17 protein-coding genes are annotated in these 24,914 nt (G+C 58.3%); 4 read left to right on the forward strand and 13 right to left on the reverse strand.

What is annotated here, in order from left to right; all coding sequences use genetic code 11:
- Positions 1-34: 34 nt before the first annotated feature.
- Positions 35-3,151: a SusC/RagA family TonB-linked outer membrane protein gene (locus GO988_RS14435; protein ID WP_157566642.1), complete on the reverse strand. Its 3,117-nt coding sequence runs from the start codon at positions 3,149-3,151 to the stop codon at positions 35-37.
- Positions 3,152-3,947: 796 nt separating this feature from the next.
- Here GO988_RS14435 and GO988_RS14440 point away from each other — a divergent pair.
- Both GO988_RS14440 and GO988_RS14445 read left to right on the forward strand, forming a co-directional pair.
- Complete coding sequence (locus GO988_RS14440) at positions 3,948-6,782, forward strand: alpha-L-rhamnosidase (protein ID WP_157566644.1); 2,835 nt, start codon at positions 3,948-3,950, stop codon at positions 6,780-6,782.
- 431 nt (positions 6,783-7,213) lie between these two features.
- A complete protein-coding gene (locus GO988_RS14445) occupies positions 7,214-7,960 on the forward strand; it encodes a hypothetical protein (RefSeq protein ID WP_157566646.1) in 747 nt (248 codons plus the stop codon).
- A 371-nt stretch (positions 7,961-8,331) separates the two neighbouring features.
- Here the strand turns inward: GO988_RS14445 and GO988_RS14450 are convergent, their stop codons facing one another.
- From GO988_RS14450 to GO988_RS14505, 12 genes are all read right to left on the reverse strand, one after another.
- Positions 8,332-9,198 (reverse strand): hypothetical protein, encoded by an 867-nt coding sequence (locus GO988_RS14450; RefSeq protein WP_157566648.1) that lies wholly within the window; start codon positions 9,196-9,198, stop codon positions 8,332-8,334.
- 401 nt (positions 9,199-9,599) lie between these two features.
- Complete coding sequence (locus GO988_RS14455) at positions 9,600-10,541, reverse strand: alpha/beta fold hydrolase (protein WP_157566650.1); 942 nt, start codon at positions 10,539-10,541, stop codon at positions 9,600-9,602.
- A 180-nt stretch (positions 10,542-10,721) separates the two neighbouring features.
- Positions 10,722-11,117, reverse strand: coding sequence for a nuclear transport factor 2 family protein (locus GO988_RS14460; protein ID WP_157566652.1), 396 nt, complete (start codon positions 11,115-11,117; stop codon positions 10,722-10,724).
- 41 nt (positions 11,118-11,158) lie between these two features.
- On the reverse strand, positions 11,159-11,641 hold the full coding sequence (locus GO988_RS14465) for a carboxymuconolactone decarboxylase family protein (protein WP_157566654.1): 483 nt from the start codon (positions 11,639-11,641) through the stop codon (positions 11,159-11,161).
- Positions 11,642-11,857: 216 nt separating this feature from the next.
- Positions 11,858-12,436, reverse strand: coding sequence for an NADPH-dependent FMN reductase (locus GO988_RS14470; RefSeq protein WP_157566656.1), 579 nt, complete (start codon positions 12,434-12,436; stop codon positions 11,858-11,860).
- A 38-nt stretch (positions 12,437-12,474) separates the two neighbouring features.
- Positions 12,475-13,287, reverse strand: a complete 813-nt coding sequence (locus GO988_RS14475) for an alpha/beta fold hydrolase (protein ID WP_157566658.1) — start codon at positions 13,285-13,287, stop codon at positions 12,475-12,477.
- A 129-nt stretch (positions 13,288-13,416) separates the two neighbouring features.
- The gene (locus GO988_RS14480; protein WP_157566660.1) at positions 13,417-14,226 is read right to left on the reverse strand and encodes a universal stress protein; all 810 of its coding nucleotides are present in this window, start codon (positions 14,224-14,226) and stop codon (positions 13,417-13,419) included.
- A gap of 62 nt (positions 14,227-14,288) precedes the next feature.
- Positions 14,289-15,128 carry an alpha/beta hydrolase gene (locus tag GO988_RS14485; RefSeq protein WP_157566662.1) on the reverse strand — a complete coding sequence of 280 codons (840 nt, stop codon included), beginning with the start codon at positions 15,126-15,128 and terminating at the stop codon, positions 14,289-14,291.
- Positions 15,129-15,428: 300 nt separating this feature from the next.
- Positions 15,429-17,690, reverse strand: a complete 2,262-nt coding sequence (locus GO988_RS14490; protein ID WP_157566664.1) for a tetratricopeptide repeat-containing sensor histidine kinase — start codon at positions 17,688-17,690, stop codon at positions 15,429-15,431.
- Between the two features lie 56 nt (positions 17,691-17,746).
- On the reverse strand, positions 17,747-19,795 hold the full coding sequence (locus GO988_RS14495; RefSeq protein ID WP_157566666.1) for a sigma 54-interacting transcriptional regulator: 2,049 nt from the start codon (positions 19,793-19,795) through the stop codon (positions 17,747-17,749).
- 475 nt (positions 19,796-20,270) lie between these two features.
- Positions 20,271-21,284 (reverse strand): patatin-like phospholipase family protein, encoded by a 1,014-nt coding sequence (locus GO988_RS14500; protein WP_157566668.1) that lies wholly within the window; start codon positions 21,282-21,284, stop codon positions 20,271-20,273.
- 17 nt (positions 21,285-21,301) lie between these two features.
- Complete coding sequence (locus GO988_RS14505; RefSeq protein WP_157566670.1) at positions 21,302-21,847, reverse strand: hypothetical protein; 546 nt, start codon at positions 21,845-21,847, stop codon at positions 21,302-21,304.
- A gap of 327 nt (positions 21,848-22,174) precedes the next feature.
- On the opposite strand from GO988_RS14505, the gene GO988_RS14510 reads away from it, so the two are divergent.
- Together GO988_RS14510 and GO988_RS14515 are read left to right on the forward strand one after the other, a co-directional pair.
- Positions 22,175-22,459 carry a hypothetical protein gene (locus GO988_RS14510; RefSeq protein ID WP_157566672.1) on the forward strand — a complete coding sequence of 95 codons (285 nt, stop codon included), beginning with the start codon at positions 22,175-22,177 and terminating at the stop codon, positions 22,457-22,459.
- A gap of 531 nt (positions 22,460-22,990) precedes the next feature.
- On the forward strand, positions 22,991-24,523 hold the full coding sequence (locus GO988_RS14515; RefSeq protein ID WP_157566674.1) for a rhamnogalacturonidase: 1,533 nt from the start codon (positions 22,991-22,993) through the stop codon (positions 24,521-24,523).
- Positions 24,524-24,914 lie beyond the last annotated feature (391 nt).

Below are 24,914 nucleotides of genomic sequence, written 5' to 3' on the forward strand. Positions count from 1 at the left end.
TGGGAAACAACAGCAGGGGTAGAGGATAGCAGCCTTAGAAGCCCACTTGTACCCCGCCAATGAACGTTCGCAGGTTGGGGAAGGCGTTGTAGTCAACCCCGCGCTGGAAGAAGTTGCCGTTCACAAACTCTGGGTCGGGGCCGCTATAACCCGTCACGGTGAAGAGGTTTTGCCCCGTCACGTATACCCGCAGGCTGCTGATGGATTTTAGGTTATTAAACACCGATTTCGGAATGGTATAGCCCAGCGAAATATTCTTCATACGGGCGTACGAGCCGTTTTCTAGGAAGCGCGAGCTTCCGCGGGCGTTCGAGGCGGCGGCGGCTTGCAGGTTGCCCGTAGCGCCGCCCGATTGCAGTGCCCGGGGCGTAGTAGTCGAGCGGTTATCCGGCGTCCAGGGCTGGAAATCCGCCCGGAAGTTGCTGGGGTCGTCGGTACGGTCCATCGTCGAGCGAGCCACGTTAAATACCTGGCTGCCCGCAGAGCCCTGTACCAAGAACGACAGGTCGAAGCCCTTATACCCCGCGTTGGCACTAAAGCCAAATTGTACTTTCGGAATGTCAGTGTCCGAGTATACCCGGTCGTCGTCGTTGATTTGGCCGTCGCCATTCACGTCTACGTAGCGGGCATCGCCGGCGCTAGCGTAGGGTTGAATGATTTTGCCCGCCGCATTCTTGTAGCTATCAACCTCGGTCTGGCTCTGAAATACACCGTCGTACTGAATCAGGTAGAACGCGCCTACGGGGTGGCCCACCGCCGTCTGGGTAGCCCCGCTGCCGATAACCTGGCCTTCTTGGGCTAGCTGCAATACCACATTTTTTACGCTCGACAGGTTCGCCGATGCCCCGTAGGTAAAGTCTCCTCTGTTTTGCTGGTACGCCACCTGGAATTCCCAACCTTTGTTGCGCAGGCTACCCACGTTGGTGAAGGGGTTACCCCCCGAGTTGCCCAGGTAGGCGGGCAGGGTAGGGTTTACGAGCGCATTTTTAGTAGTTGAGGTGTAGTAGTCGGCCGAAAATGTTAAGCGGTTGTCAAGCAAGCCCAAGTCAACGCCGAAGTCCGTGGTGTAGCGCGACTCCCACTTGATACCCGTGCTGGGTAGTGCCGTCTGAATCTGCCCGTTGTTGACATCAACGCCGTTGAATGGGTAGTTAACATTCTGATTGATAACGCCTTGGTAAGCATATTCGCCCAAGTTGTCGTTGCCATTCACGCCATAGCTCGCGCGGGCTTTTAGGTTGCTGATTGCAGGCACGGCATTCTTGAAGAATTCTTCTTCGCTGATGCGCCAGCCTACCGAGCCGGCTCCGAAATTACCCGCCCGGTTTTCGGGAGCGAAGCGCGAGGAATAGTCGCGCCGGAAACTACCCGTTATCAAGTAGCGGCTCCTGTAGTCGTACACCAACTGGCTGAAATACGAGCGCTTAGAGTATTCTGCAATAGTCCCACTCACGCTTGTTGTGCCCGTGCCCGCCGTAATAACGTAGCCATTTTGCGAACCTGGCGAATTGTCGACGAAGCTGCGGGCCGTGGCCGAGGCGTTTGTGTTTTTGCCGCGTTGCTCCGAGTAGCCCACCAGCACGTTCACGCCGTGGTCGCCGAAATGCTTATTGAAATTCAGGATGTTTTCGGCCAGCAAGAAGGTGTTATCCCCCCGATTTTCGGTGAGGAAAGACGGGTCCGTGGGCGCGTTTTGGGAGATGCGACCAAAGCGGCGGGCATCACGGTCGGTATAATCCAGCGATTCTACGCCCAAATTGAGCCGGTAAGTCAGAAAGTCAAAAATAGAATATTCCGCAGTCACGCTGCCCTGAATACGGTTGTTGTACTGCGTGCGCGTCTCAATAGTTTGTGAGCCTACTGGGTTGGTGCCAAAGGTGTTAGCTGCTGGCGAGCCGTAGCCGTAGCCGGCCGTGTAGGGGGTCTCACTAGGGTCGTACACCGGAATGGTAGGCAGCAGGCGCACAGCATCCTGAAAGGGCTGGCCATTAGCTAGCGTGGTGAAGGCGTGCGCGAGTTGTACCGATTCGTTAATTTTCAGGCGGCCGTAGGTTAGGCCTGAGTTTAGGCGCAGCGTATAGCGGGTGAAATCGGTATTAAGCAACGCGCCTTTCTGCTTAAAAGCATCGCCGGAAATCAGAAAGTTGGTGCTGTACTTATCGCCCGTCGACCCGCCCGATAGGTTCAGGTTGTAGTCCTGCACTGTGCCCGTGCGCAAAATCTCGCTTTGCCAGTCGGTATCCGGATAGTTCTGGGGGTTCGCCACCGAGCCCGGGAAGGGTAGGCCGGCATTGGTGTAGGCCTGCTGCTCGATGGCTGCCCACTGCGCGGCATTGGTCAGCTTCCAGCGGCTTACCGTGTTTTGCACCCCCGCATAGGCATTAACGCCAATGGTAGGCTTGCCAGCTTTGCCACGCTTGGTCGTGATGATAATCACGCCGTTAGCGCCCCGCGACCCGTAAATAGAAGTCGACGAAGCATCCTTCAGCACGGTCAGCGCTTCAATGTCGGTTGGGTTCAAGTCACGGATGTTATCCGTCCATAGCCCGTCCACCACGTAGAGCGGCGCGCTACCACCGTTGATGCTACCTAGCCCCCGAATCGTGATGCTGGGGTTCTGACCGGGATTGCCGCTGTTGTTGATTTGCACGCCTGTAGTGCGGCCCTGAATAGCCTCGGTAATGGTGGCGGCGGGGGCTTTTTTGGCCCCGCCAATGTCTACGTTACTCACGGCGCTGGTCAGGTTCTGGCGGTCCTGGCTTACGTAGCCGAGTACTACTACCTCATCTAGCTTCTGGTCGCTGGCGTTGAGCGTCAGGTTAATGGAGGTGCGGCCACTCACCGGCACCTCCTGGCTGGCATAGCCAATTGAGGAAATAACCAGAATCGCCCCTTCGGGCGCATCAAGCGAAAAATTGCCGTTCACGTCCGTCGTAACGCCCCTGGAAGTGCCCTTCACAAGTACCGTTACGCCAGGAATGCCTTCGCCCTTGGCATCCGTAATGCGTCCGGTAACGGGGGCCACTGGCTGGGCATTGGTTGAGGGGGTAGGGGCGATTGCAACTGGAGCGGCAGTAGCTACTGCCAGTGGCAGGCAGCAAGCCAGCACCTGAACCAGTGAGCGCCCAGGTAAGGGTAGCAGCTTGTTCATTCGGGTGGGAATTAAGGTGAGGGAAAATCAGAACTGGGCGACGGTTTGCTTATTATCAATGCAAACGATTGCACGTAAGAAGCAAAAAAGCGGCTAGGCAAAAAATGGAAGCCGTGAAGTCTGAATGGCTAGGCATGCCCAGCCGAGTAAGGATGGCCTCAAAAAGCCATGATTGCTGGCAGCAACCAATGGCTGCGGTCAAGCAAAGGCAGCTGATAAACAGCGGTTGTGATAAGTAAAATTAATTGTAATTTGCTAGCAAGCAAGTAGTAATAGAGAAAAACAAGTATTTTGTAGATTTTTTTTACGATTCCTACTCCGCTGATATCGCACCTGGGCTTGGTTAAAACTTCGCTGGAGAAACTAACCAGAACTGTATAGATGACGCGTTGCTACCGTTTATCTCACTCATATATAAAAGCAGTATGGGCTCTACAACTAGCGGTTGACTGGTTTTATCTGCTTTACCAAAGTCAAAAATTTCGACTCGCGGAGCTAATAGGGCTACAAGTCTCGGGGTTTCCTTTATGCTTCTGGTTAACAAGTATATAAAAGATGAAAAGAAAGGCTATATTCGTTAAATTTTATCAATGACTTGAGAAGCCGCTTAAAGGCACATGTGCAAACGTTTGCATTGCTTATAGTAGGGCTTCAATTCATCACGGACTACTCACTTTTCTGTTTTGATGACTGCTGCCACAAGTAGCGCTTGAGTTAAGCGAGAACCACTAAGCCAGCCCTCCCTCTGGCAGGCTTATGCACACGCTTTACAAGGCCTATTCTTTGCCCCACCCGCATGGCCCTTTTCTCGCCCATAACTATTCTGCGCCCCCAGTTGGCAACCAGCTGCCTCGCTTCTCAGCTGAAAAAACTAGTTGGGTTCTTCTTGCTGCTGGGTTTGTGGCCTGGGGCGCGCGCCTCGGCCCAGGTGCGCGTGCAGCACTTGCGCTGCGAAAACCTAATTAACCCACTGGGCCTGGATGTGGCTCGGCCCCGGTTTAGCTGGCAGCTGGTGGCGCCCGCAGGCCGGCGGGGGGTGCGCCAAAGGGCCTACGAACTGCGGGTAGCGTCGGCGGCGGCTGGTTTGGCCCAAGGCCCCGTGGTGTGGGCATCGGGCAAAGTGCTATCCGATTCATCGGTGAATGTTAGCTACGCCGGGCCGGCGCTGCGGGCGCACCAGCGCTACTACTGGCAGGTACGGACCTGGGATGAAGCCGGCAAGCCCGCCGCGTGGAGCTCACCCGCTACTTGGCAGGTAGGGCTACTTACGCCCGCTAATTGGCAAGCGGCCTGGATTGGCCCCGGCTACACCGAAGACTCGGTGCAGCGCCCTAGTCCGCTGCTACGCAAAGACTTCACGGTGCGCAAGGCCTTGGCCTCGGCTACGGCCTACATCACGGCGCACGGCTTGTACGAGGCCCAGCTTAATGGCCAGCGCGTGGGCGACGCCTACTTCACGCCGGGCTGGACAAGCTATGCTAAGCGCCTAGCCTACCAAACCTACGACGTGACGAAGCTGCTGCACGAAGGCCCCAACGCCGTGGGCGCTACCCTGGCTAGCGGCTGGTACCGGGGCTACGTGGCCTTCGATGGGGTTCACAACATCTACGGCCGCGAGGTGGCCCTGCTGCTGCAACTGCACTTGGTGTATGCCGACGGCACTACCGAAGATGTCGGCACGGACGGCACCTGGCAGACTAGCCCCGAGGGACCGATTCGCTACGCCGAGTTGCAGCGCGGCGAAACCTACGACGCTCGGCGCGAGCAGCCGGGCTGGGCCCAGCCCGGCTTCGCGGCCCGTGGGTGGGTAGCGGCGCGGGTGCAGCCCTACCCCAAGAACGTACTGTTTGCCTCCGCTAATGAGCCTATTAGAGCGCACGAAACCTTTCGCGCCCTAACAATGACCACATCGCCAAAGGGTGAAATCATTCTGGATTTTGGCCAGAACCTAGTGGGCTGGGTGCGCGTGAAAGCCCGCGGCCCGGCCGGCGCGCGCATTACCCTTTCGCACTCGGAGGTGCTGGACAAGCACGGCAACTTTTACCTGGCCAACCTGCGCTCGGCTAAAGCTGAGGATACGTACTACCTGCGCGGCACCGGCCAAGACGAGACCTTCGAGCCTCATTTCACGTTTCACGGTTTCCGCTATTTGCGGCTTGATGCCTACCCCGGTACGGTGAATCTCGCTGACTTTACGGCCGTGGCCGTGTACTCGGATATGCCGGCCACCGGCGAGTTTAATTGTTCTAATCCACTGGTCAACCAGCTACAGCACAACATTCAGTGGGGCCAAAAGGGCAATTTTCTCGACGTGCCCACCGACTGCCCGCAGCGCGACGAGCGCCTGGGCTGGACCGGCGATGCGCAGGTATTCAGCCGCACGGCGGCTTTCAACCGCAACACTGCCAGCTTCTTTGCCAAGTGGCTGCGCGACCTGGCCGCCGACCAGGGTCCCGATGGGGCCGTGCCGTTTGTAGTGCCTGGTATGCCCTTTACCAGCGGTAAAAACCTAATTGGCGCGGCCGGCTGGTCCGACGCGGCTACCGTCATTCCGTGGGACGTATACACCGTATTTGGCGACCGCCAGACGCTGGCCGTGCAGTACCCAAGCATGAAGGCGTGGGTGAAATACATCGAAAACAAAAGCCAGCAAGACTTATGGAACACCGGCTTCCAATTCGGCGACTGGCTTGCCTACGATGTGGACGACGACAATGGCGGCCGCTCGGCCGTAACCAGCCACGCTCTGGTGGCCCAGTGCTTTTGGGCCCACTCCACCCAAATCATAGTAGATGCAGCTACGGTGCTGGGCCGAGCCGACGACGTGGCTTATTATACGGCTTTGCTTCAGCGTATTAAGGCTGCCTTCGTGCGCGAATATGTGACGGGCGGTGGGGCCCTGCTATCAAACACCCAAACGGCCTATGTGCTCGCGCTGCACTTTGACATGCTACCCGAAAACCTGCGCCAACAGGCCGCCGAGCGCCTCGTGCAGAACGTAGCCGAGTACGATACCCACTTGACTACGGGCTTTTTAGGCACACCCTACCTATGCGAGGTGCTGAGCCGCTTTGGCCACCCCGACGTGGCGTACCGGCTGCTGCTGCAAAAGACCTATCCCTCTTGGCTTTACCCCGTTACGATGGGGGCCACTACCATGTGGGAGCGCTGGAACTCGCTGCGGCCCGACAGTACGTTTGCGCCACCTTCAATGACTTCGTTCAATCACTACGCCTACGGCGCTATTGGCAATTGGCTGTACACACGCGTGGCGGGCCTGCGCGCCGACGCTCCTGGCTACCATCGCTTTACGGTGCGGCCCGAGCTGGGTGGTGGGCTCACCCAGGCCACCGCACAGTTTGAAACGGTATACGGCCCGGCGCTGGCCCACTGGCAAACCAGCGGCCCCCAACTGACCCTCGACGTGACCGTGCCGTCTAACACTACAGCTACCGTATATGTGCCCGCCCCCGGCCCCGCGGCAGTGCGCGAAGGCAATCGCCCACTGAGTGCTAGCCGGGGCACCCTAGCGGGGCCGGCCACCCAAGGCTACGTACCGGTGCAAGTGGGCTCGGGGCAATATCACTTCACTGCGCCAGCGTTCACGAAGGCTGTAGGCGAGGTAAAGTAATCTGCCTATCTGCTATTTACTCCTATGCAGTTTGCCTGAGTGAGGTACTGGGGGGTAGGGCAGCTGTAGGCGAAAGTACCGGGCTGAAGTTATGGGCTACGGCTTGGGCCATTCTGGCCGGACACTTACCAAGGCGCTGAATGCCAAGCCAAGTTTCGCAACCTAGAAGCCGAGCGAGCCGAATTCGGATTGCTGAGGCGCTGCTTTGGCGAGACGATTCAGGAGAAAAAGGGTAGCAAGCTGGCCAAGCGCAAGCATCAATTTCAGAGGACGCTGAAACTGCCATTTTAATATAGTCTTTATCCCAAAACTACTCTGCTGCAAGGTGGGGCTAGCATGTTTATGCGATACTGCTGTGCTTAACCGGGGTCTACCTTTGCGCTTATCGCCAGCAGTAGCCTTAGGCCAAGGGCGGTCTCTAGTTTCTCAAGATGACTCAGATTTATTCCTTCCTCCAAGGTGTACTGCTCTTAGCAGTAGCTGGTAATTCCTTAACAGCCCACGCGCAAGGCGTCGGTATTGGCGGTGCGCCGAATGCGGCGGCGGCGCTCGATATTATCAGCACCACTAAAGGACTGTTATTACCTCGCCTGACGAATACACAAATGCAAGCGCTCCCCCCGGTAGTTGGGATGGTGGTGTACAATACGGACCAGGCCGGATTCTATGGCTATCAAGCCAGCAAGGCGACCAATGCGATAGAACAAATTGCAGCCTCTTCCACCAGCGCAGTTTCGTTAAATCAGAAGCAATACGCCGGTTCGCTGACACAATCGTTTACTGCTGTGGCAACAAGCTTTGAGTATGCGACGGTTTATGGCTCTCTTTCTAGCTTCAATGGGTATGCACCAACAGTTTCTAGCTCAGCTATTTTGCAGGCAACGTTCTCCATTAAAAACTCTTCGGGAGTCGTGGTCGGGTCTGCGGATGGCAGCTTCGCGCTATCCCCCAGCGCTACTGCCTTGACGCTGAATTTGCCTGTTTCTGGGTTAGTAGTCGGCCAAACGTACACCTTCACTATTACGCGCCAAGACGATAATACGGCGGGGTTTGCGCTTACTTATTCTTCCGCCAACCCCTACGCTGGGGGAGTGCTTTATGGGCTGTCTACAGGCGATTTAGCGTTTCAGCTTGGCTCCTATGGACACCTGGCGGGGTGGGCGCCGCTAACAAGATAGGGCGGAAATATTCGCGTCTGCCACTCCACTGAAAAGCTCCTGGTGACTGCTGCTAGGGGCTTTTTGCGGTCATTTTGGGAGTTGATAAACGCTTTTACTCCAAAGTTCGTGGTGGGGTCTAGGGCTGCTCCGCGAGCAGCGGTCACAGCCCTACTGGGCCGTGAGCATATATACCCATACCGGCTGGAGGGGGGGCGCCCGCCGCATTCCTGGGGGTTTGCACATCAGGGACTTCGGTCGCATGAGCCAGCTGGGACGTAACCGCCGTGCCGGGATAAGTGGTGGTAAGTGCCCGCGCCTGCCCAAAAGGAGGAGCAGTTCCGTCTACCCGATGGGGTAGCCCCAGCTGTGGCTCCTGCCAAATTTAGTGGCTACTGCCGCGGCAGTCTTTCCAGCAGTTTATCAACCCGCTCCTTGATGCGTGAACCTTTCCCCCGATTAGCCTGCGCAAACGCCCGCACGGCTTCCACATCCGTCCCTGGCGGCAAGGGGCTGAGGTGCGCCAGCACAACGAGCGTGTTGTACAGCCCGTTGAGGTTGCTTGGCTCCGCTTCGGCCCGTTTGATGAGGGTAGGCACCAAGGTGGGGTCCGTTGCGTAATAGCTCATCAGGGCTTGGTAGGCCGCCCCACGCCGGCTGGCAGTGCGGGCAAACAAGCCCTCAATCTGGCTAGCCAGGGGTGCTACACCGGCGGGCGCCACTTGGGGCGCAGTTGGTTTGGCGGCTTGCAAGTCCACGGTCACGTCGCCGGCGTGTTGGTCGATGGCCAGAAAGCTTTGCCGCAATTGCTGCAGCTGCGGCCCTACCGTGGCCAGCTTTGCGTGGTCTTCTGGGGAGCCCGCGGCTAGCTGCGCCAACGAATCGAGCCGTTGCGTGGCTAGTTCGGTCTGCTTGGTTACTGCTTGCACTTTGCGCCGGGCGCTCGTGATGGCCGCTAGGTACTGGGCATTGAGCGTGGCTAATTTTCCCTGTTCCGCTTGGAGGCGCTTGACCGTCACCTCGTTTTTACTTACCTCCTGCTTGAGCTTCTCATTTTTTAAATCTGTCAGGTTGTAGCCAATACCAAGGGCAATTAGACCTCCGCCGACGGTGACCACCGTTTTCACCAGCTCGGCCATGCGCGCCGGCCAGGCAGTTGTGCGCGCGAGCTGCTCCGTTTCCAAGGAAAGCTTTTTCAGCTCGGCTACCTCGCGCTGGAAACGCAGGGTCTCTTTTTCGGCTTCGGTAATTTCACGCATGGTCTGCCGCTACTTGAAATCGTTCAGCTTACGCTCCCCACCTGCCTGCCGCCGCTGCCCAAACTTACAATAGCAACTTGAATGACAAGCGTATAAGCCGAATAAAAACAGGTATGGACGCTCCCATCCGAGCGCCTATGTGCAAGCCGATATCTTCGTAGACGGCCAAATACACAAATCGCTTCGAATACAAGGGGATATGGTTGGCCCAACGGCCTACTACGGGGGGCAATTTGCCTATCTCGCCTTCCAAGAATTACTCATAGTACCTCTTCCCCAGCGTAGACCCGCCAAAAACAAGCCTTAGTGGCTAGGAGGGAGGCTTCTTATTCCGTGAAGCGTGTTGAACTTGGTTTGAGCTGCTGCTCTGAGAATTGCAAGCAGTAGCTCAAACACGAGGTTCACGGTACGTTAGTAAGTTGCTTGGTGAGAAAAAAGCTCAGTAGGGCCTGCTGCACGGCGGGCGTATTTTCTTGCACTAACCAGTGCCCGGCTCCGGGAATAGTGGCTTCCGTCACGTTGGTGGCCACTAGCCGCGAGTGGTCGGCCAGGAAGGCGGCGGCATAGTGTTGCCCGCCCATTGCCAGCAGCGGCATGGGCAGTTTGTGCTTCATCAGCAGTAAGTTGTCTTTCGCATCCTGCGGAAAGGCGCCGAACCAGTGGAAGCTGCCCGTGGTAGCGCCGGGCCGGGCATATGCCCTGATAAATTCGTCTTTCTCAGTCTGGGTGAAGGGGTTTTTCACGTAGCCGACCTGCGGCCAGAAATCAGTTAGAAACTCCTTTTCATGACCTGCTACCAGCGAGCCGGCTATGGGTCGGGCAAAAAAGCCGAACCACCAGGCCGTCGTCGAAACCTGGTGCCACACTGGCTCCACGCCCGGCAGCAAGGCATCCATCAGGGCCACTTTTTTCACGTCGGCCGGGTACTGCGCGGCGTAGGCGTAGGCCACCATCAGACCGATGTCGTGCCCCGCCAGGTTGATGCTGGAGTAGCCTAGCTTCTTGGCCAGCTCGTGCAAATCCGTAGCCATGGTTCTTTTGTCGTAGCCACTGGCGGGCTTGCTAGATTCGCCTACCCCCCGCAGGTCGGGTGCAATGACGGTGAAGTGCTTGGAAAGTTCCGGCAGCAGCCGGTTCCACATGTACCAGTTCTGCCCAAACCCGTGCACCAGCATCAAGGGCGCCCCCTTGCCGCCAATGACGTAGTGAATGTTCACGCCATTTACGGCCGCGGTTTGGTGCTTGAAATTGCTTGGTGGCGAAGCCGGCACCTGCGCCAGGGCCGAGAAGGCAAGCGCAACGGCTACTAAAAGTGCCACAAGAGTTTTGAATGGATTTTTCATAGGAGTAGGGAGTGAGTACAGAATAAAAGGAGCACCAACCAACTCAATGAGCGTTAGTATCGCAGGCCCATCGAGGGGAGACAGCAGAAGTAGCGCTGGCCGCGCAGCTAGTGTGAGGAATGAGCTGGAAGAAGCCTACAGAGAAAAACAAGTGCTTACCAGGTAGCAAGGAAGGACGACCTAGGCGCCGCCAGAGCCAAGGGCATGCCGCATGGCGGCCGTGTCGATGTACGCTTCTAGGCGTGTAATCAGGCCATTGCGCACGGTCCAGACGTGCACCAGCCGGCAGTCGAAGGGCTGCTGGGTTTGCAGGGCCGTACCCCGCGTGTGGCCAATGGCGCACACCGCATCGCCAGCCTCGATGAAAGAAGTAATCGCTACCTGCGCGGCAATGAGCGGCTGCATGGCAGTCAAAAATTCCTGCACCCCGGCGTAGCCCTGGTGCTGGCCGCCCCAGGGCAATTGCGCAGTTTGGCGCAATTCCACGGCTGGGTCGAGCAGGGCAAAATAGGCTGGCACGTCCTGAGCCGCGAGCAGCGCGTAGGCGCGCTTAACCGTTTCAAGGGGGGTAGGCATGGCAATAAACAAGTGCAAATCAGTAGAAAATACCGAATGCCCTAGGCCGGCACCTTGCGTTGGGCAATGCCCAGGCGGTTCCAGGCATTCATGGCTACTGTAGCCAGCAGCACCTGGGCGAGGTAGGTTTCGCCGAGCAGCCGTTTGGCCTCGTCGTACACCGCATCCGCTACGTGGTGCTGGGGTAGTAGCGTCACTTCCTCCGCCAAGGCCAGCAGGGCGCGCTCCTCGGCGGTGAAGTAGGGGGTCTCGCGCCAGGCGGGCAGGGCGCGGAGGCGCTGCTCGGTTTCGCCGTGGTCGAGCGCCTCCTGCGCGTGCGTCATCAGGCAGTAGGCGCAGCCGTTGAGCTGCGACACGCGCACGTTTATCAAATCCCAGTGCGTGAGCGACAACTCCGATTGGCTGAGTTGCTTGTGCATGGTCATCAGGCCGGCATAGGCCCTAGGCTCGGCGCGCACTAAATCGAAGCGTGGCTGCGGCACCACGCGGGTAGCCGGCCAGGCAGGCGAAAGCGTATTTTCCATAAGGCAGTGATTAAGGTGAAGAAGTAACAGGCAATCGTTTGGTGGTCAATAGTAAATAGCTTATTCAGCGCCGGCGCCAGCAGCGCACTGGCCGATTTTAGATGCAATACCTGCTGCCTTACTGGCTGCATCAGCGCGCAAGTGAGGGCTTCAAGCAGAGCGGTTTCGACTTGCTGGACAGGTTCAGGCTAGTTCCAGCATTGTTGGACTAGTAGTTTAGCTTATCGTTGCCGCCGCCTCGCGCAGGGAATGAAGGCTGCCAGTCCACCGCGCCAACTCGTTGAGTTGCGCGCTCAGGGCGGTTTTCGTTACCTCGTTGGGGGCAAACTGCTCGTCGTGAATGAACTGGGTGAAGAAAGGAATATTGACGGCTTCCACCAGCGGCACCATCCGGTAGGAGGATAGGTCGCTTTTAAGTGCATTCCAAGCCCGCGTGCCGGCCGATACACCCCCGTAACTCACAATGCCAGCCGCCTTGTAGGCCCACTCGTGCACCAGGTATTCCAGCGCATTCTGCAAGGGCGCAGGGTAGCTGAAGTTGTACTCGGCCGTCACGAAAATGAAGGCGTCTGCACGGTCGATGTGGCGGCTCCACTGCCGGGTGTGCTCCTGGGTGTACTGGCGCAGAGACGGGTGGAAAGGCTCGTCCATAAGGGGCAGATTGAGGTGCTGCAAGTCAAGTACCTCCACCGCGAAGGCGCCGTGCGCCCGTGCCTGCGCCGCTACCCAGTCGACGATAATGGGCCCTAGGCGACTGGGCCGCACCGTTGCGCCAATGATTTTGAGTTGATACATGGTAAGCTGGCGTTAAAAGTAGAATAATCAATTGCTGGCTAATGAGCTATCTCCAATAGCACGTTGCTCACTTGGTCGGGCATCGACAGGAAAGGGCAGTGGCCGCTGTTCAGCGTGTAGGTGTGCGTGATGCCGGCCGCTTTCGCCATGCGCTGCTGCAAGCGCAGGCCCACGGCCTGGTCCTGGCTAGTGTGCACGTAGTACTTGGCCACCCGGCCGAAATTGGCCGCTGTCAGGGCCACGGGGTTGGTAAAGGGTATAGCGGGCTCAGCGCAATAATTGTCCGTCACCAGCTTTTGGGCGGTCGCGCTCCCGTCTTGAATAAAGACGGGCACCAGTCGGTCGGGTTTGATGCCGAGGGTCAGCTGGTCGGCCGAGGGCACCAGTGCTGCACCCAGGTGCGAGGTGCTGTCGGTGGCGGCCAGGGCCAGCAACGACTGCCCATTGGCCGGCAGAAATGCCCCGATGTACACCAGCTTGCGAATGCGGTCTGGGATTTTCTCGGCTACGGCCGTTACCACCATGCCGCCCATACTGTGGCCCACCAGAATCACGTTATCCGGCTGCGCCGTGATGGCCGCCACCACTTTGTCGCGGTAGGCGTCGAGGGTAAGCGTAGCGGGTGGGGTAGGGTCGGCACCGTGGCCGGGCAGCTCCACTACTAGCACGTGCTGCCCCTGTTGCACCAGCTGCTGCTGCACGTATTGCCAAGCATAAGGGGCTTGCCAGGCACCGTGTACCAGCACGTAGGTACTGGGCGCAGGTGCGGTATCCTCGTCTTTCGAGCAGGCCGCCCCGAGTGCCATGAGGAAAACAGCCACCAGCCAGGCGGTCAAGCGAGTCGGTTTCATAAGGCAGCGAAAAAGTGAGAAAATGGACTTGCCCTACCCGCCGCGTGTCAGCGCTGCTGGGTCTTTAATAGATAGTTTTGCCGTGGCAGGCTAGTGGCCGCCACCCAGTGCAAGAGGTGCTCGCCCACGCTACACGCCGGCGGTGGCCTTGTCATCCTCGGCCAGCCGAAACGTGAGCACCGGCGGCAATCTGGCGTTCTCCGTGTCCTCCGAGATAGGCCATAGCCAGCCGGCCGCGCCCACGTGCAACACCACCATATCGGCCTGCACCCGCTGCGCAAACTGCGCGATACCTAGGCGCCGGTTGGCCGCCACTACCACGGCTAGTTGGCAGTTGGCCAGGCCTACTTGCTGTGCCAGCTGCGCCAAGGAAGCAGCTAGTGTTTCGGCCGACTGCTCGGCCGCGCCTACGTGCAGTAGGTAGCATGCGGCGGCCGGAAAAAAGGCCTGCAAGCGCCGCAGCACTGCGCCGGCTCGCAGCGCCCGCACCGAGAAACCAGTCGGAAAAACCACCGTGCGCACTAGGCTGCCGCTAATCGGGTGGCGTACTACCAGCACGGGACACGGCGCGGTGCGCAGCAGCCACTGGATGGTATGGCTAAGCGGCTCGGTAGGGGCCGAGCCAACAACCAGCATATCCGGCTGCTGGGCCAGCGCCGCCAGAATGGCCGTACGGTGGGGCATTACCTGTAATAATTCTTGGATAGTGGCTTGAGAGACGTGCTGGCTGGCTTCGCGCAGCAACAATTGTAGTTGGTGCTTGGCGGCTTGCAGCAGCTTCATCACGAATACATTGGGCCGCAGGTCGGGGGTAGGGGGCAGCTCTACGGCGTGCAGGAGCGTGATGCGACCGGCCAGTGGCTGGGCCAGTTGCACGGCCGCCGTTAACGCGTGGTGGGAGACGGGTGAAAAATCGGTGGGAACCAGAAAATGCGTCATTGCCCACGAGCCAGAGTGAAAAAAGCGTTGTCTAGCGTTCCAGTAGCTTTCCACCAATGGGCTTAGTGGCCGATGGCCTGCGCTAGCGCCCGCTTGTCGGCGGCTACTTCTAGCCCAGCTGCCAGCTGTTGCAGCCAAGCCAGCACGCACAGCGCATCCTCGCGCCAGGTGGGCTGGCCCAGCACAAAATGATTGCGGCCGGGCAGCTCGCGGTAGGTCGTCACGGAGCCGGCGTGCTGGTAGCGGCGGTAGTTCGAGTAATTGAGCGAGGCCGGGATAATGTGGTCGGTGCTGCCCGCCAGAAACAGCAGCGGCGCATGAGGCCGCCGAAAGTCAATCTTAGCCGCCGCCGTCAGGCCATCGCGCGATACGTGCTTCGACTCCGGCACGGCAAATTGCTCGTAGGCCGCCCGCTGCGCTGCCAGCGGCATGCCGTTGGTAAAGGCATACTGCCACTGGCCGAACGACATTAAAAAGCTCTGCGCCACGGGCGTGAAGTAGCCCAGCGGCCCCCACACCGAGCGGTAAAACGACCATTTGAAGGTGATAACCCCCTGCGGCGGCACCGAGTGAATAGCCACGCCGGCCGCCGCCAGGTCGCGTTGCAGCAACAGCTGGGTTAGCAGCCCGCCCATCGAGTGCCCTATCAAGATGGGCTTTTCGGGTAGCTGAGCCACGAAGTTGGCGTAGTACTCCGTGAGTTGGCGCAGGCGCGTGGCAGCCACTTGGGCGTCGGGCTGCCGGCGGCGCAGCTCCGGCGCAGGCGCGTCCTTGTGGGGCCACGCCGGCACGAGGCAGTGGTAGCCGTAGCTGGTGAAAAAAGCCCGCCATTCGTCCCAGCAGCTGCTACTGACGAACGCGCCCGTAATAAAGACGATGGTGGAGGAAGGAGTAGTTTTCATGGTGCACGAGCTGAGTGAGCAATATCTCCAATGGACTATTACCCAGCGCTTGCAAAACCATGCCACCCGAATTCAACTAGTAATCAACGATACTTGTCAATAGTAATTGATTGATTTACAATGTTATTAAGCCAGAAGCAGTTCTCTGCTGCTGATTCGTTTCTTCCAGTTTTTTTGGAGAAGTTTGGAATACTCCGGATTCATTGTTGCTAGTAATTCTAGTTGGAGTCAGCAATCAACCAAAAGATTCTGCCAGCAAAGCAACTGGGCGCACCCAAGCCGGGCGCTCCGCAAGGCGAATTAGCCCCTGGCTACCACGTCTAGCTGGCTGAATTCCAAGTTAATTACGACCCCGCCCACATCCTGCACTTGCAGGTGACCGCCCAGCTGCTTGCTGAGGCCCTGAATGAGGTTGAGGCCCAGCGTGCGGCAGCGTGCCGGCTCAAAATCACGCCCAAAGCCTACCCCATCGTCGCGGATGGTAAGCCGGTAGTGGTCGGGCGCGGGCGCGTCGAAGCCGATGAACAGGTGCCCGGCGTGCGTGGCGGGAAAAGCGTACTTAAGAGAGTTGGTAATGGCTTCGTTCAAAATCAGGCCCACCGGCACGGCTAGGGCCACGTCCAGCTCCACGGGGGCCACCGCCAGCTCGGTCTGAATAGCGGGCGAACAGTCGAAGGAAGCCAGCAGGTGCTCCACTATTTCCTGAATGTAGGCGTCCATGGGCACGCCCGCCAGATGCTGGCTCTGGTAAAGCTTTTGGTGAATAAGGGCCATCGAGTGCACCCGGTTGCGGCTTTCGCGCACGGCGGCGCGCGCTACCTTATCCTGCAAGTACACCGACTGCGAGCGGAGCAGACTGCCAATAATTTGCAGGTTGTTTTTCACGCGGTGGTGAATCTCCTTCAGCATCCATTCCTTCTCCTCCAAGAGGCCGTTTTTTTCCAGCAGCAAGTTGGCCAGCGACTCGTTCTGCGCGAAAATTTCCGCCTGCTTGGCTTCCAGCAGCCGGGTGCTGCGCTGCTTGAGGCGGTAGCGATTGTAGCCTAGGCCCAGCAGCAGCGCCAGCAGGGCCATCCCCCCCAGCAGGGCATTGCGCTGGCTTTCACGCTGCCGCAGGTGGGCTTGCTGCACCAGGCTCTGCTTGGTGAGCAACGCCACATCCTGCTCCTTTTTACGAGTGTCGTATTGAACTAGCAAGCTGGCTATCTGCTTGCTTTTATGGTCGTTGAATAGCGAGTCGTGCAGCGTCTGGTAGCGCTGGAGGTGGGCAATGCCCGCCAGGTAGTACCCCTGAGCGGAATCGAGCTGGAAGAAAAGCCGCTCGGTGGCAGCCTGGCCCGCAATGCTGGTATGCCGGCGGAGGGCGGTAGCCTTGCTTAAATAATACCGGGCGGCCGCGTAGCGCCGCGTCAGCAGGTATACCTGGCCCAGAAAGCAGTAGGCCCGGCTACGGGTGGAGATACTCGCCTCGGTTTTTCGGGCTTCCAGTATGCTGAGCAGCTGCAGCTCGCAGCGTTCGGCGGCGGCATACTCGCGGTTGGCTAAATAGCAGGTGGCCAGCAGACTCCATCGGGAAATTTGCCCGTCGCCGCTGGCCGGCTGCACCCGCGTTTGGGTGAGCGCCAAGGCCAGCGCCTGCCGGGGCTGCTTCAAGCTGATGAGCGCCGTAGCCAAGGTGTGGGCAATACCAAACACATCCGACGGGTCGTGCGCCCGCTGGGCGCGCGCGAGGGCCAGCCGACAATAATGCGCGGCGTCAGCGGGCTGGTTTAACGCTAGATATAAGTAGGCTACCCGGCCGTAAAACAGGTTGATGAAAGTCGTGTCGCCCGTGGCCTGGGCACTTTCGAGCGCTGCCAGCCCGTAGCGCAGGGCTTCCCGATAATTGCCTGCCTTATCGTTCACGACATTGAGCAAGTCGTAGGCGTAGTGGGAGCGGCCCAGGCGGCGGTAGCGAGGCAGTACGCGCAGCAGTTCCTGCTGCGCTAGCCCTAACTGGCCCTGCGTCAGGTGCTGGTCGGCAATAGCTTTCAGAATAAAGGCAGTTCGCGCCTCGTCGCCCAGCGCCTGGTAGAGCGCCAGGGCCCGTTGCAGGCAGGCGATACGCCGCACTATATCAGCCGCCGACGAGGTGTACGTGGCTACCGAATAGTACCAGCCGTCGGCCTCCAAGCGCGCATCGCGCAGCTGGCGGCTGCGCGCCAGGCCCTGCGCCAGGAGCCGGGCCCCGTCAGGCACCTGATTGAGGCACAGCGCAACGTTGCCCAACGCATACTGGCTCCGAATTTGGCCCCGCACGTAGCCCAGGGCTTGGCTTAGCTGGGTGGCTTCTTGCCCATAACTACTGGCGCTGTCGAGGGAGGTGCCCAGCCCCATATAGTTGGCCGTAAGGTCTTCGCTCAACCGTAGTAACAGGTCTACGCGGCGCTGGCTGGCCGGCGTGTGCCAGAGCTGGCGGCGTAGGCGCTGGCTGGCCGCTACGGACAAAGGGGGGTAGAGCGGCTCGGCAACGAGCACCCCGCTAGTCAGAAAAAACAAGAAAACCAGTAGGTGGCGGAGCATACGATAGCGGCTGCGAAGAGGGGGGTAGGGCAGCGGCGCAGCAGGGCACTTTTCGCTCACGCCTCCGGGCCGGTGGTGGTTATCGTTTTGCGAATACCCAGCTTTTCCATGCGGTATTCGAGGGTGGTGGGCTTGAGCTGGAGCAGCTCGGCCGCGCCGCCACTGCCTCGCACCCGGCCGTTGGTTTTCACCAGCACGCTCAGAATGTATTCGCGCTCCGTTTCCTGCTGCAAGTGCTTCACGTCCAGCAGGTCTTTGGGGGGCTGCGGGGTAGGGCTGCGGGGCGCTTCCTCGGCCGGCCTACCCACCCCGCTAGCCTGAAAAAGCGGGCTGGCCAGCGAGCGGCCCAGCTCCAGCGGCTGCTGTCCATCGCTGATGATAACCGACTGCTCAATAATGTTTTCCAACTCCCGAATGTTGCCGGGCCACGCGTAGGCTGTCAGCTGCTGCAAGGCCATCGGCGCCAGGCCCTTAAACGGCTTGCCTAGCTTGCGGGCCGCCTTTTGGGCGAAGAAGGTGGCCAGCGCCGGAATGTCGCTCGCCCGCTCGCGCAGCGGCGGCACGGTGAGCGGAAACACGGCCAGCCGGAAGTACAAGTCCATGCGGAAGCGGCCCGCGCTGACTTCTTTTTCCAGCTCGCGGTTAGTGGCTACCAGCACCCGCACGTCGGTTTTGATGGGCGTATTGCCCCCTAGGCGCTCAATTTCTTTGTCTTGCAGCACGCGCAGCAGCTTGGCTTGCAGCTCCAGCGGCAGCTCGCCGATTTCGTCCAGGAAAATGGTGCCGCCCTTAGCCAGCTCAAACTTTCCAATGCGGCGCTCCAACGCGCCCGTGAATGCGCCTTTTTCGTGCCCAAATAATTCGCTCTCAATCAAAGTAGCCGGCAGGGCGGCGCAGTTGAGCTTGACCAGAATCTTATCGCGGCGGGCTGATAGATTATGAATGGCCCTGGCAAACAGCTCTTTGCCGGTGCCGCTTTCCCCGAGTATTAGCACGGTGCTGTCGGTGGGTGCTACCTGCGATACTTGATTGAATACCTGTAGCAATAGGGGACTGGTGCCAATAATCTCCTCGAAGTTGGCCGTGGTCTTGACTTCTTCCTGCAAATAGGAATTCTCCTGCCGCAATTGCTCGCTGAGTCGGGCGATTTCCTCAAAGGCCAAGGCTCGCTCCAGCGTGAGTACCATCGGCTGCTCTAAGCGGTCGAGCAGTGCCAGGTGCCGCGCCTGGTAGGCTGCGGGCTGGCGGCTGAAAAAGGAGAGGATGCAGTGGTGCGTTGGCCCTACCGCCATAGGCATGACGAGCGCCGAACTCATGCGCAGCGTCTTGGCGATGCGGTGCATCAGCGGGTGCTGCTGGCCCAGTTCTGCAAACTTTTCTTCGTTGTAGTAGCCCGGCGTTTGATTAAAAACTGTTGCTACGACTTGTAAATCAGTTGATAAGGCCGCCGGCAGGTTGGTGAGCCGTAAAAAAGCTTCTTCATCCAGAGTTTGGTATTCATCAAACCCCGTGCGGTAAAAGCAGTAGTGGAGGTAAGTCTGCGCATCCTGGTAGCGCACAGTCACCAAGTCGAAGCCAATAGGTGTTTGTAGCAGCCGCGCTGCTTGCAGCAGCTTCTGCGGCCAGGGTACCTGTTCGGCCAGGGTTTCGGTGAGGGCAATCTGGAGCGTTTTTTCTTCGCGCAGTCGCATTTCTACCCCGTGTGCGTGCCGGTAGCGGCCAATTTCGAGGGCCGTAAGCACGTCTTTTTCCCGAAACGGCTTCACGATATAGCCGCTGGGCTGGGTGGCTTTCACCGCCTCGAGCACGCTCGGGCTATCGTTGGCCGAGAGGTAGATGAAGGGAATGCCCGTTTCTTCCAACGTCGCGGCCAGGTCGAGGCCCGTAGCGCTGCCTTTCAAGTAGATGTCGAGTAGCACGATGTCGGGCCGCTGCTGGCCGAGCAGTTGGCGGGCCTCAGCCACCGAGTCGGCAATGGCCATTACGCCGTAGCCAGCGTCGAGCAGCAGTAAACGCAGGTCGTTGGCAATCACGTACTCATCTTCCACAATGAGTACGCAGCAAGTAGCAGCGACAGGAGGTGCAGTAGTGGTTAACTGGTCCATAACTCGTTAGTTGGCGGCAGACCCGTCATGCTACGGTGGCGGCAAGTAAAAGCTGATACTCAAGATAGTACTTGCGTCGCACTTCGGTTTCCCTGCTAGTAGTTAGTGCGAGCTAGCCTACCCCCGCTATAAGCCCCCAGGCTGCCTGGCAGAATCATGCCAATGGCACTGGTCGGTACCAGACCAGGCAGAAGCAACCTACACGCTCAGACTTAGGCCGACAACTCCAGTTTTTCTGGAGAAACCCAGCTATTTGTCACCATTCTGGAGGCAAGCAGCCGGCCATTACGGCTCGGTAGGCATCCTTGTAGGTGACTTCAGAGCCCCCTTGAACTGAATGAACTCGCTTGGCAGTCAAACCAATCCCCTGCGTGATAGCTTTAGTTTGAAAAGGAATAACAGTAGCATCGTATTTGCGCTGGCTAGCTAACGGAGTCTTTCAGCACATGGCTTTGGTTTAGCTCATCGGCCTGCGCTAAACCGGCAACGATTCAAAATACTGCTTGGCACGGGCAAAGCCTTTGTCAAGCATGTTCTGCATGGCTTGTGGGTTGAACGTCAGGCCGCCCGGGCCGCCCTCTTCCAGTTTGGCATCAGGCCGGATTTCGTGGATGGTGGTGACGGCGGCCGCGCCAAACGGCGCCCCAGCCTTCGCCAGCGCAGCCTGCACCACCGGCAACGCGACGCCCTGCGCCACCAGGTGCTGCTGCACAGCTCGCGCGTAGGTATTGTGCTGCTGATAGAGGTGGGCCAGCCGGTAGTCATTTGTCCCCACGTCTTCGCTATACAGGTCTAGGGTACGCTGCAGAATCTGGAAAGCGTTGGTCATCTTGGTGTTGTCGGCCGCCGTTTGGGCGGGGCCGAGGGTAATGGCGAGGATGGTATCGGCGCCTTGGTCGATGGCCGCCTGGAGGGGCGTTATCTCGCGCACGCCGCCATCCACGTACTGGCGCGTCGGCTGCGCACCGGGCCGAATTTCGATGGGCTGCATAAACACCGGCTGGCACGAAGAGGCTAGCATGGCCCGGCGCAAGTCGGTAGCGCTCGCCAGCGGTACCACGTCGTAGTAGGGGCCCGGAGCCTGGAAACGCTTGCTTGACCAGTACACGAGTTGCTCGGTTTGCAAGCAGATGGTGGCGAGCGCCAGCGAGGCGGCGGCGTGTTGAATAGTTGCGTAGCGCTCGTCGGTGAGCAGTTCGTTGATTTTGTTTTTCAGGGGCGTGGCATCGTGGATAGAAATGCCCCGCAGCAGGTTGCCGATGCTCCCTAGGTTTAGAATGTCGCCCTGCTGCAAGGTGGTGTACTCGTGCTCGAGCAAGGGCAGCTCGCCACACAGTGCCAGCGGCACAATGAGCGAGCCAGTGCTAGTGCCGCAGTAAATATCAAACGTATTAATTCGCTGAATGAACTGGTCTACGTACTTCAAAACGCCGACGGCGAAAGCTCCCTTCGAGCCGCCACCGCTAACCACAAGTGCTGTTTTAGGCATAATTATCAGGGAGTTAGCTAAATATTGGTTGGCGGCTGGAACGCTTTGTAGCGCAGGTTGAGGGCCAGCGTAAACTGGCCGTAGGTAGTGGGGGTTTGAAAGTCCCGGTGCACCTTAAATGCTACGCCAAGCAAGCTGCTGGTTTCGAGACCAATGCCTACCCCCACCCACTGCCGCCAGGTGTCAGAATGCGTCCATACTGCCGGTAGGTATTCGCCCAGCAGGTGCACATGAAACGAGCTGGCTAGCAAGAATTTCTGGCCCTCGATTACTTTAAGGGTGGCGCGCCCACCGGCCAAGGCACCTACCCGGGTGCCGGGGTAAAACACGCCTACCACCGGGCCTAGGCGCAGCCGCTCGGGCACTACCGTCCACTGCGGGGCTACTTGCAAAGTGGCCAGGTACAGGGTGTTGCCACCCGACGACCGGTTGAATCCCTGACCTAGCTCGGCCATGAAGACGGGCCCCTTGCCCGCGGGCATTTCCTGCGCTCGGGCCGGTGGCGCGGCGAGCATCCCGCCACCCAGCAGGGTATAGCAGCCGCCTAGTATAGCTGATTTCATAAACTGAATCTGAAGTGCAATGCGAAGCAAATCTGCCGTTGCGGCTATGGCTAGAGGCGGGCATGCAGCACCAAGTTGCCTGTGCGGGCGCCCTCGCCCGCAACAAGTTGGTAGCTATGGGCGAGGCCTGCGCATTTGCAACGTCAAGGTCAATACAGCGACTAGTATTCTGTATCCGTGGCACCACTGAATTTTAGTAGCTGGTAACCCCCTCTGGATAGCTAAACGCAGGGCCCTTATTAGATTATTTGTATTAAAAGCCAGTAAGTTGCGCTTGAAGATTTGCGCTCACCGCCCAGTAAGGCTGGTTGAGGTGGTCGGGTAGATGTGGACAAAATAGGGCTTTATCTCTCAAGCGTCGTACAAGACAACCCGGCACCTGCCAACCGTCGCCGCTACGATGCCGCGTGTGCTACATCCACGTTTCACCAGCTGGCCGCCCTCTGCTACGTGCTTAACCTCGACCCACAGACTCGGAATATCATATCGTTGACGACAACGACTAACTACCACTACACCAACGTGCGCTGGGTGACCAAGCGCGAGAACTGCCAAAACCTGCTGGGCAACAAAACCGGTATAACTACGAGCAAATACGTTGGCATTAGCTAGAAGAAGTGGGAGCAGCGCTAGATGGCCCAAATCCGAACTGACGGCAGCAACAAATGGGGTACTCTAAAGATGCTGCCGATGCCGTGTGGGCCTACGACCAAGCGCTAGTAGGGGTAGGGCTAACCCCAGTCAATTTCTCGCTCAGCAAAGAATGACGATTCGTCATAAGTGCTCTAGCGGTACAAAAATGCGATACAGAATTGCCTGACCGAACGGTACAGATTCAAACTCAAATTGAATGCTTAAAACAAAAAAGGCATTTTGGAACTCCAAAAGGCCTTTTTTTGCACTTTTCAGTGACTTAATGTAGCCCGTAGGGAGCTAAAAACTAGGGTCTAGAGGTGTCTAGGGTAGGGTAGAGACATCTAAGAAATAGCTTCGAGAGAGTAAAGACAAGGCTCGGAATCTACTGAAGCCTAATTTCGGCTACCTGAAAGGACCAATGAGTCCCCTCGCAGGTCCTCGCTTAAGTTGAACAGCCTACCTAGGCGTAAACTTGCAAAGTCTACAGTGTACTGGTATATCCTGCTTATGCTCCGTTCTGCCCTCGTATTGCTTCTTTTTATCTTCAGCCTTACTGCCCACGCAGTTCCGCCCGATACGTACAATGTGAGAACCTTCGGAGCTAAAGGCGACAGCGTAACCCTCGATACAGAAGCGATTAACCGCGCTATCAGCGCCGCGGCCGGTGCGGGTGGGGGTACGGTGCTGCTGCCGGCCGGCCGCTATCGCAGCTACTCCATCCGGCTGCGCAGTCATGTGGCATTATATCTCGACCAGGGTGCGACCATTCTAGCTGCTACGCCGGTGGGCAATGTCGGCTACGACGCGCCTGAGCCAGCGGCTAATGATAAGTACCAAGACTTTGGGCATAGCCACTGGCACAATAGTTTGATTTGGGGCGAAAACCTGGTGGATATATCCATCCTCGGCCCTGGTACTATCTACGGGCAGGGCTTGACGCGTGAAGGGCCGCACCAGGCGCCAGTTGGCAACAAGGCTATTGCGCTGAAACTGTGCCGCAACGTGATACTGCGCGATTTTACCATTCGGCAGGGCGGGCACTTTGCTGTCCTCGCCACGGGCGTGGATAATCTAACCATCGACAACCTCAAGCTTGATACCAACCGCGACGGCCTCGATATAGACTGCTGCCGCAATGTGCGGGTATCGAATTGCACCGTCAATTCGCCCTGGGATGACGCTATTTGTTTGAAAAGCTCCTACGCCCTGGGCTACGCCCGACCTACCGAAAACGTCACCATTACCAATTGCCAAGTGAGTGGCTACGACCGGGGTACGCTGCTCAACGGTACTTACCAACGGCGCGAGGCCGACCTAGTGCCCGACCACGAAGGGCCCACCGGCCGCATTAAGTGCGGCACCGAGTCGAACGGCGGCTTCAAGAACATTGCCATTAGCAATTGCGTGTTTGAGTACTGCCGGGGCCTGGCGCTGGAAACGGTAGATGGCGGCTTGCTGGAAGATATCGTTATTAGCAACATCACCATGCGCGACATCATCAACTCGCCAATTTTTCTGCGATTGAGTAGCCGGCTGCGTGCCCCAGCTGGCACGCTGGTAGGCGCGTTGCGGCGCGTCACCATCAGTAATGTGAACGTGTACAACGCCGATGCGCGCTTTGCCACGCTCCTTAGCGGGGTGCCGGGCCACGCCATTGAGGACGTGCGCCTGAGCAACATCAGCATCTGGTACAAACCCCTAGACGCCGCCTCCGCTGCCAGCATTCAAGCCGATTTGCCGGAGGATGAAAAGGGCTACCCCGAACCCCAGAAGCTAGGTGTAGGCCCGGCCTATGGCTTCTATATTCGCCACGCCAAAAACCTGACGCTACGCGACGTAAATCTTTACTTATTAGGCTCCGAAACGCGCCCCGCGTTGATGCTAACCGATGTGCAAGGCGCAATGCTGCAACAGGTGACGGTGCCCGCTGCCACCACCGCGCCGCGCCTGGTGCTGCATGATGTGAGCGGCTTAATAGTAAAAGACAGCGCCCCTTTGCCCGAAATAAAATTAGTCAAAGCCACCACGAAAACCTATTGATAACGCGGAGCAAAGCCTAGCGTCATCAATAGGTTTCCAGTTGGAACCTACCTTAAGGTCTGTGAAGGGCGGCTTCATCCTCGCGGCACTGGTTTGCATCCTTCTGCAAGCCGGCGCCGCCAAGGCAGGCCTAAGCTGACTGCCGCTTTCCATTCGCGTGGGGGGTAATAAACGGGAAGTAGTAAAAGGCTCCGTCAAGCTACCGAACGGACTTTATTGATTAGCAAGCCGGTGGGTGATTTTAATAGCTATTGAGCACACGACCAGTATGCTGCCAGCAGTGCGAATACTAATATTATATTCATCTTAAGCGAGTGGCTGTTGCGCAAATGTGCTTGAGTAGACGTACGTTGCATGTCGGCCGGCACAACCAGTATCCGGGTAGCCCTAC

This window comes from Hymenobacter ginkgonis (assembly GCF_009755225.1).
Lineage (GTDB): Bacteria > Bacteroidota > Bacteroidia > Cytophagales > Hymenobacteraceae > Hymenobacter > Hymenobacter ginkgonis.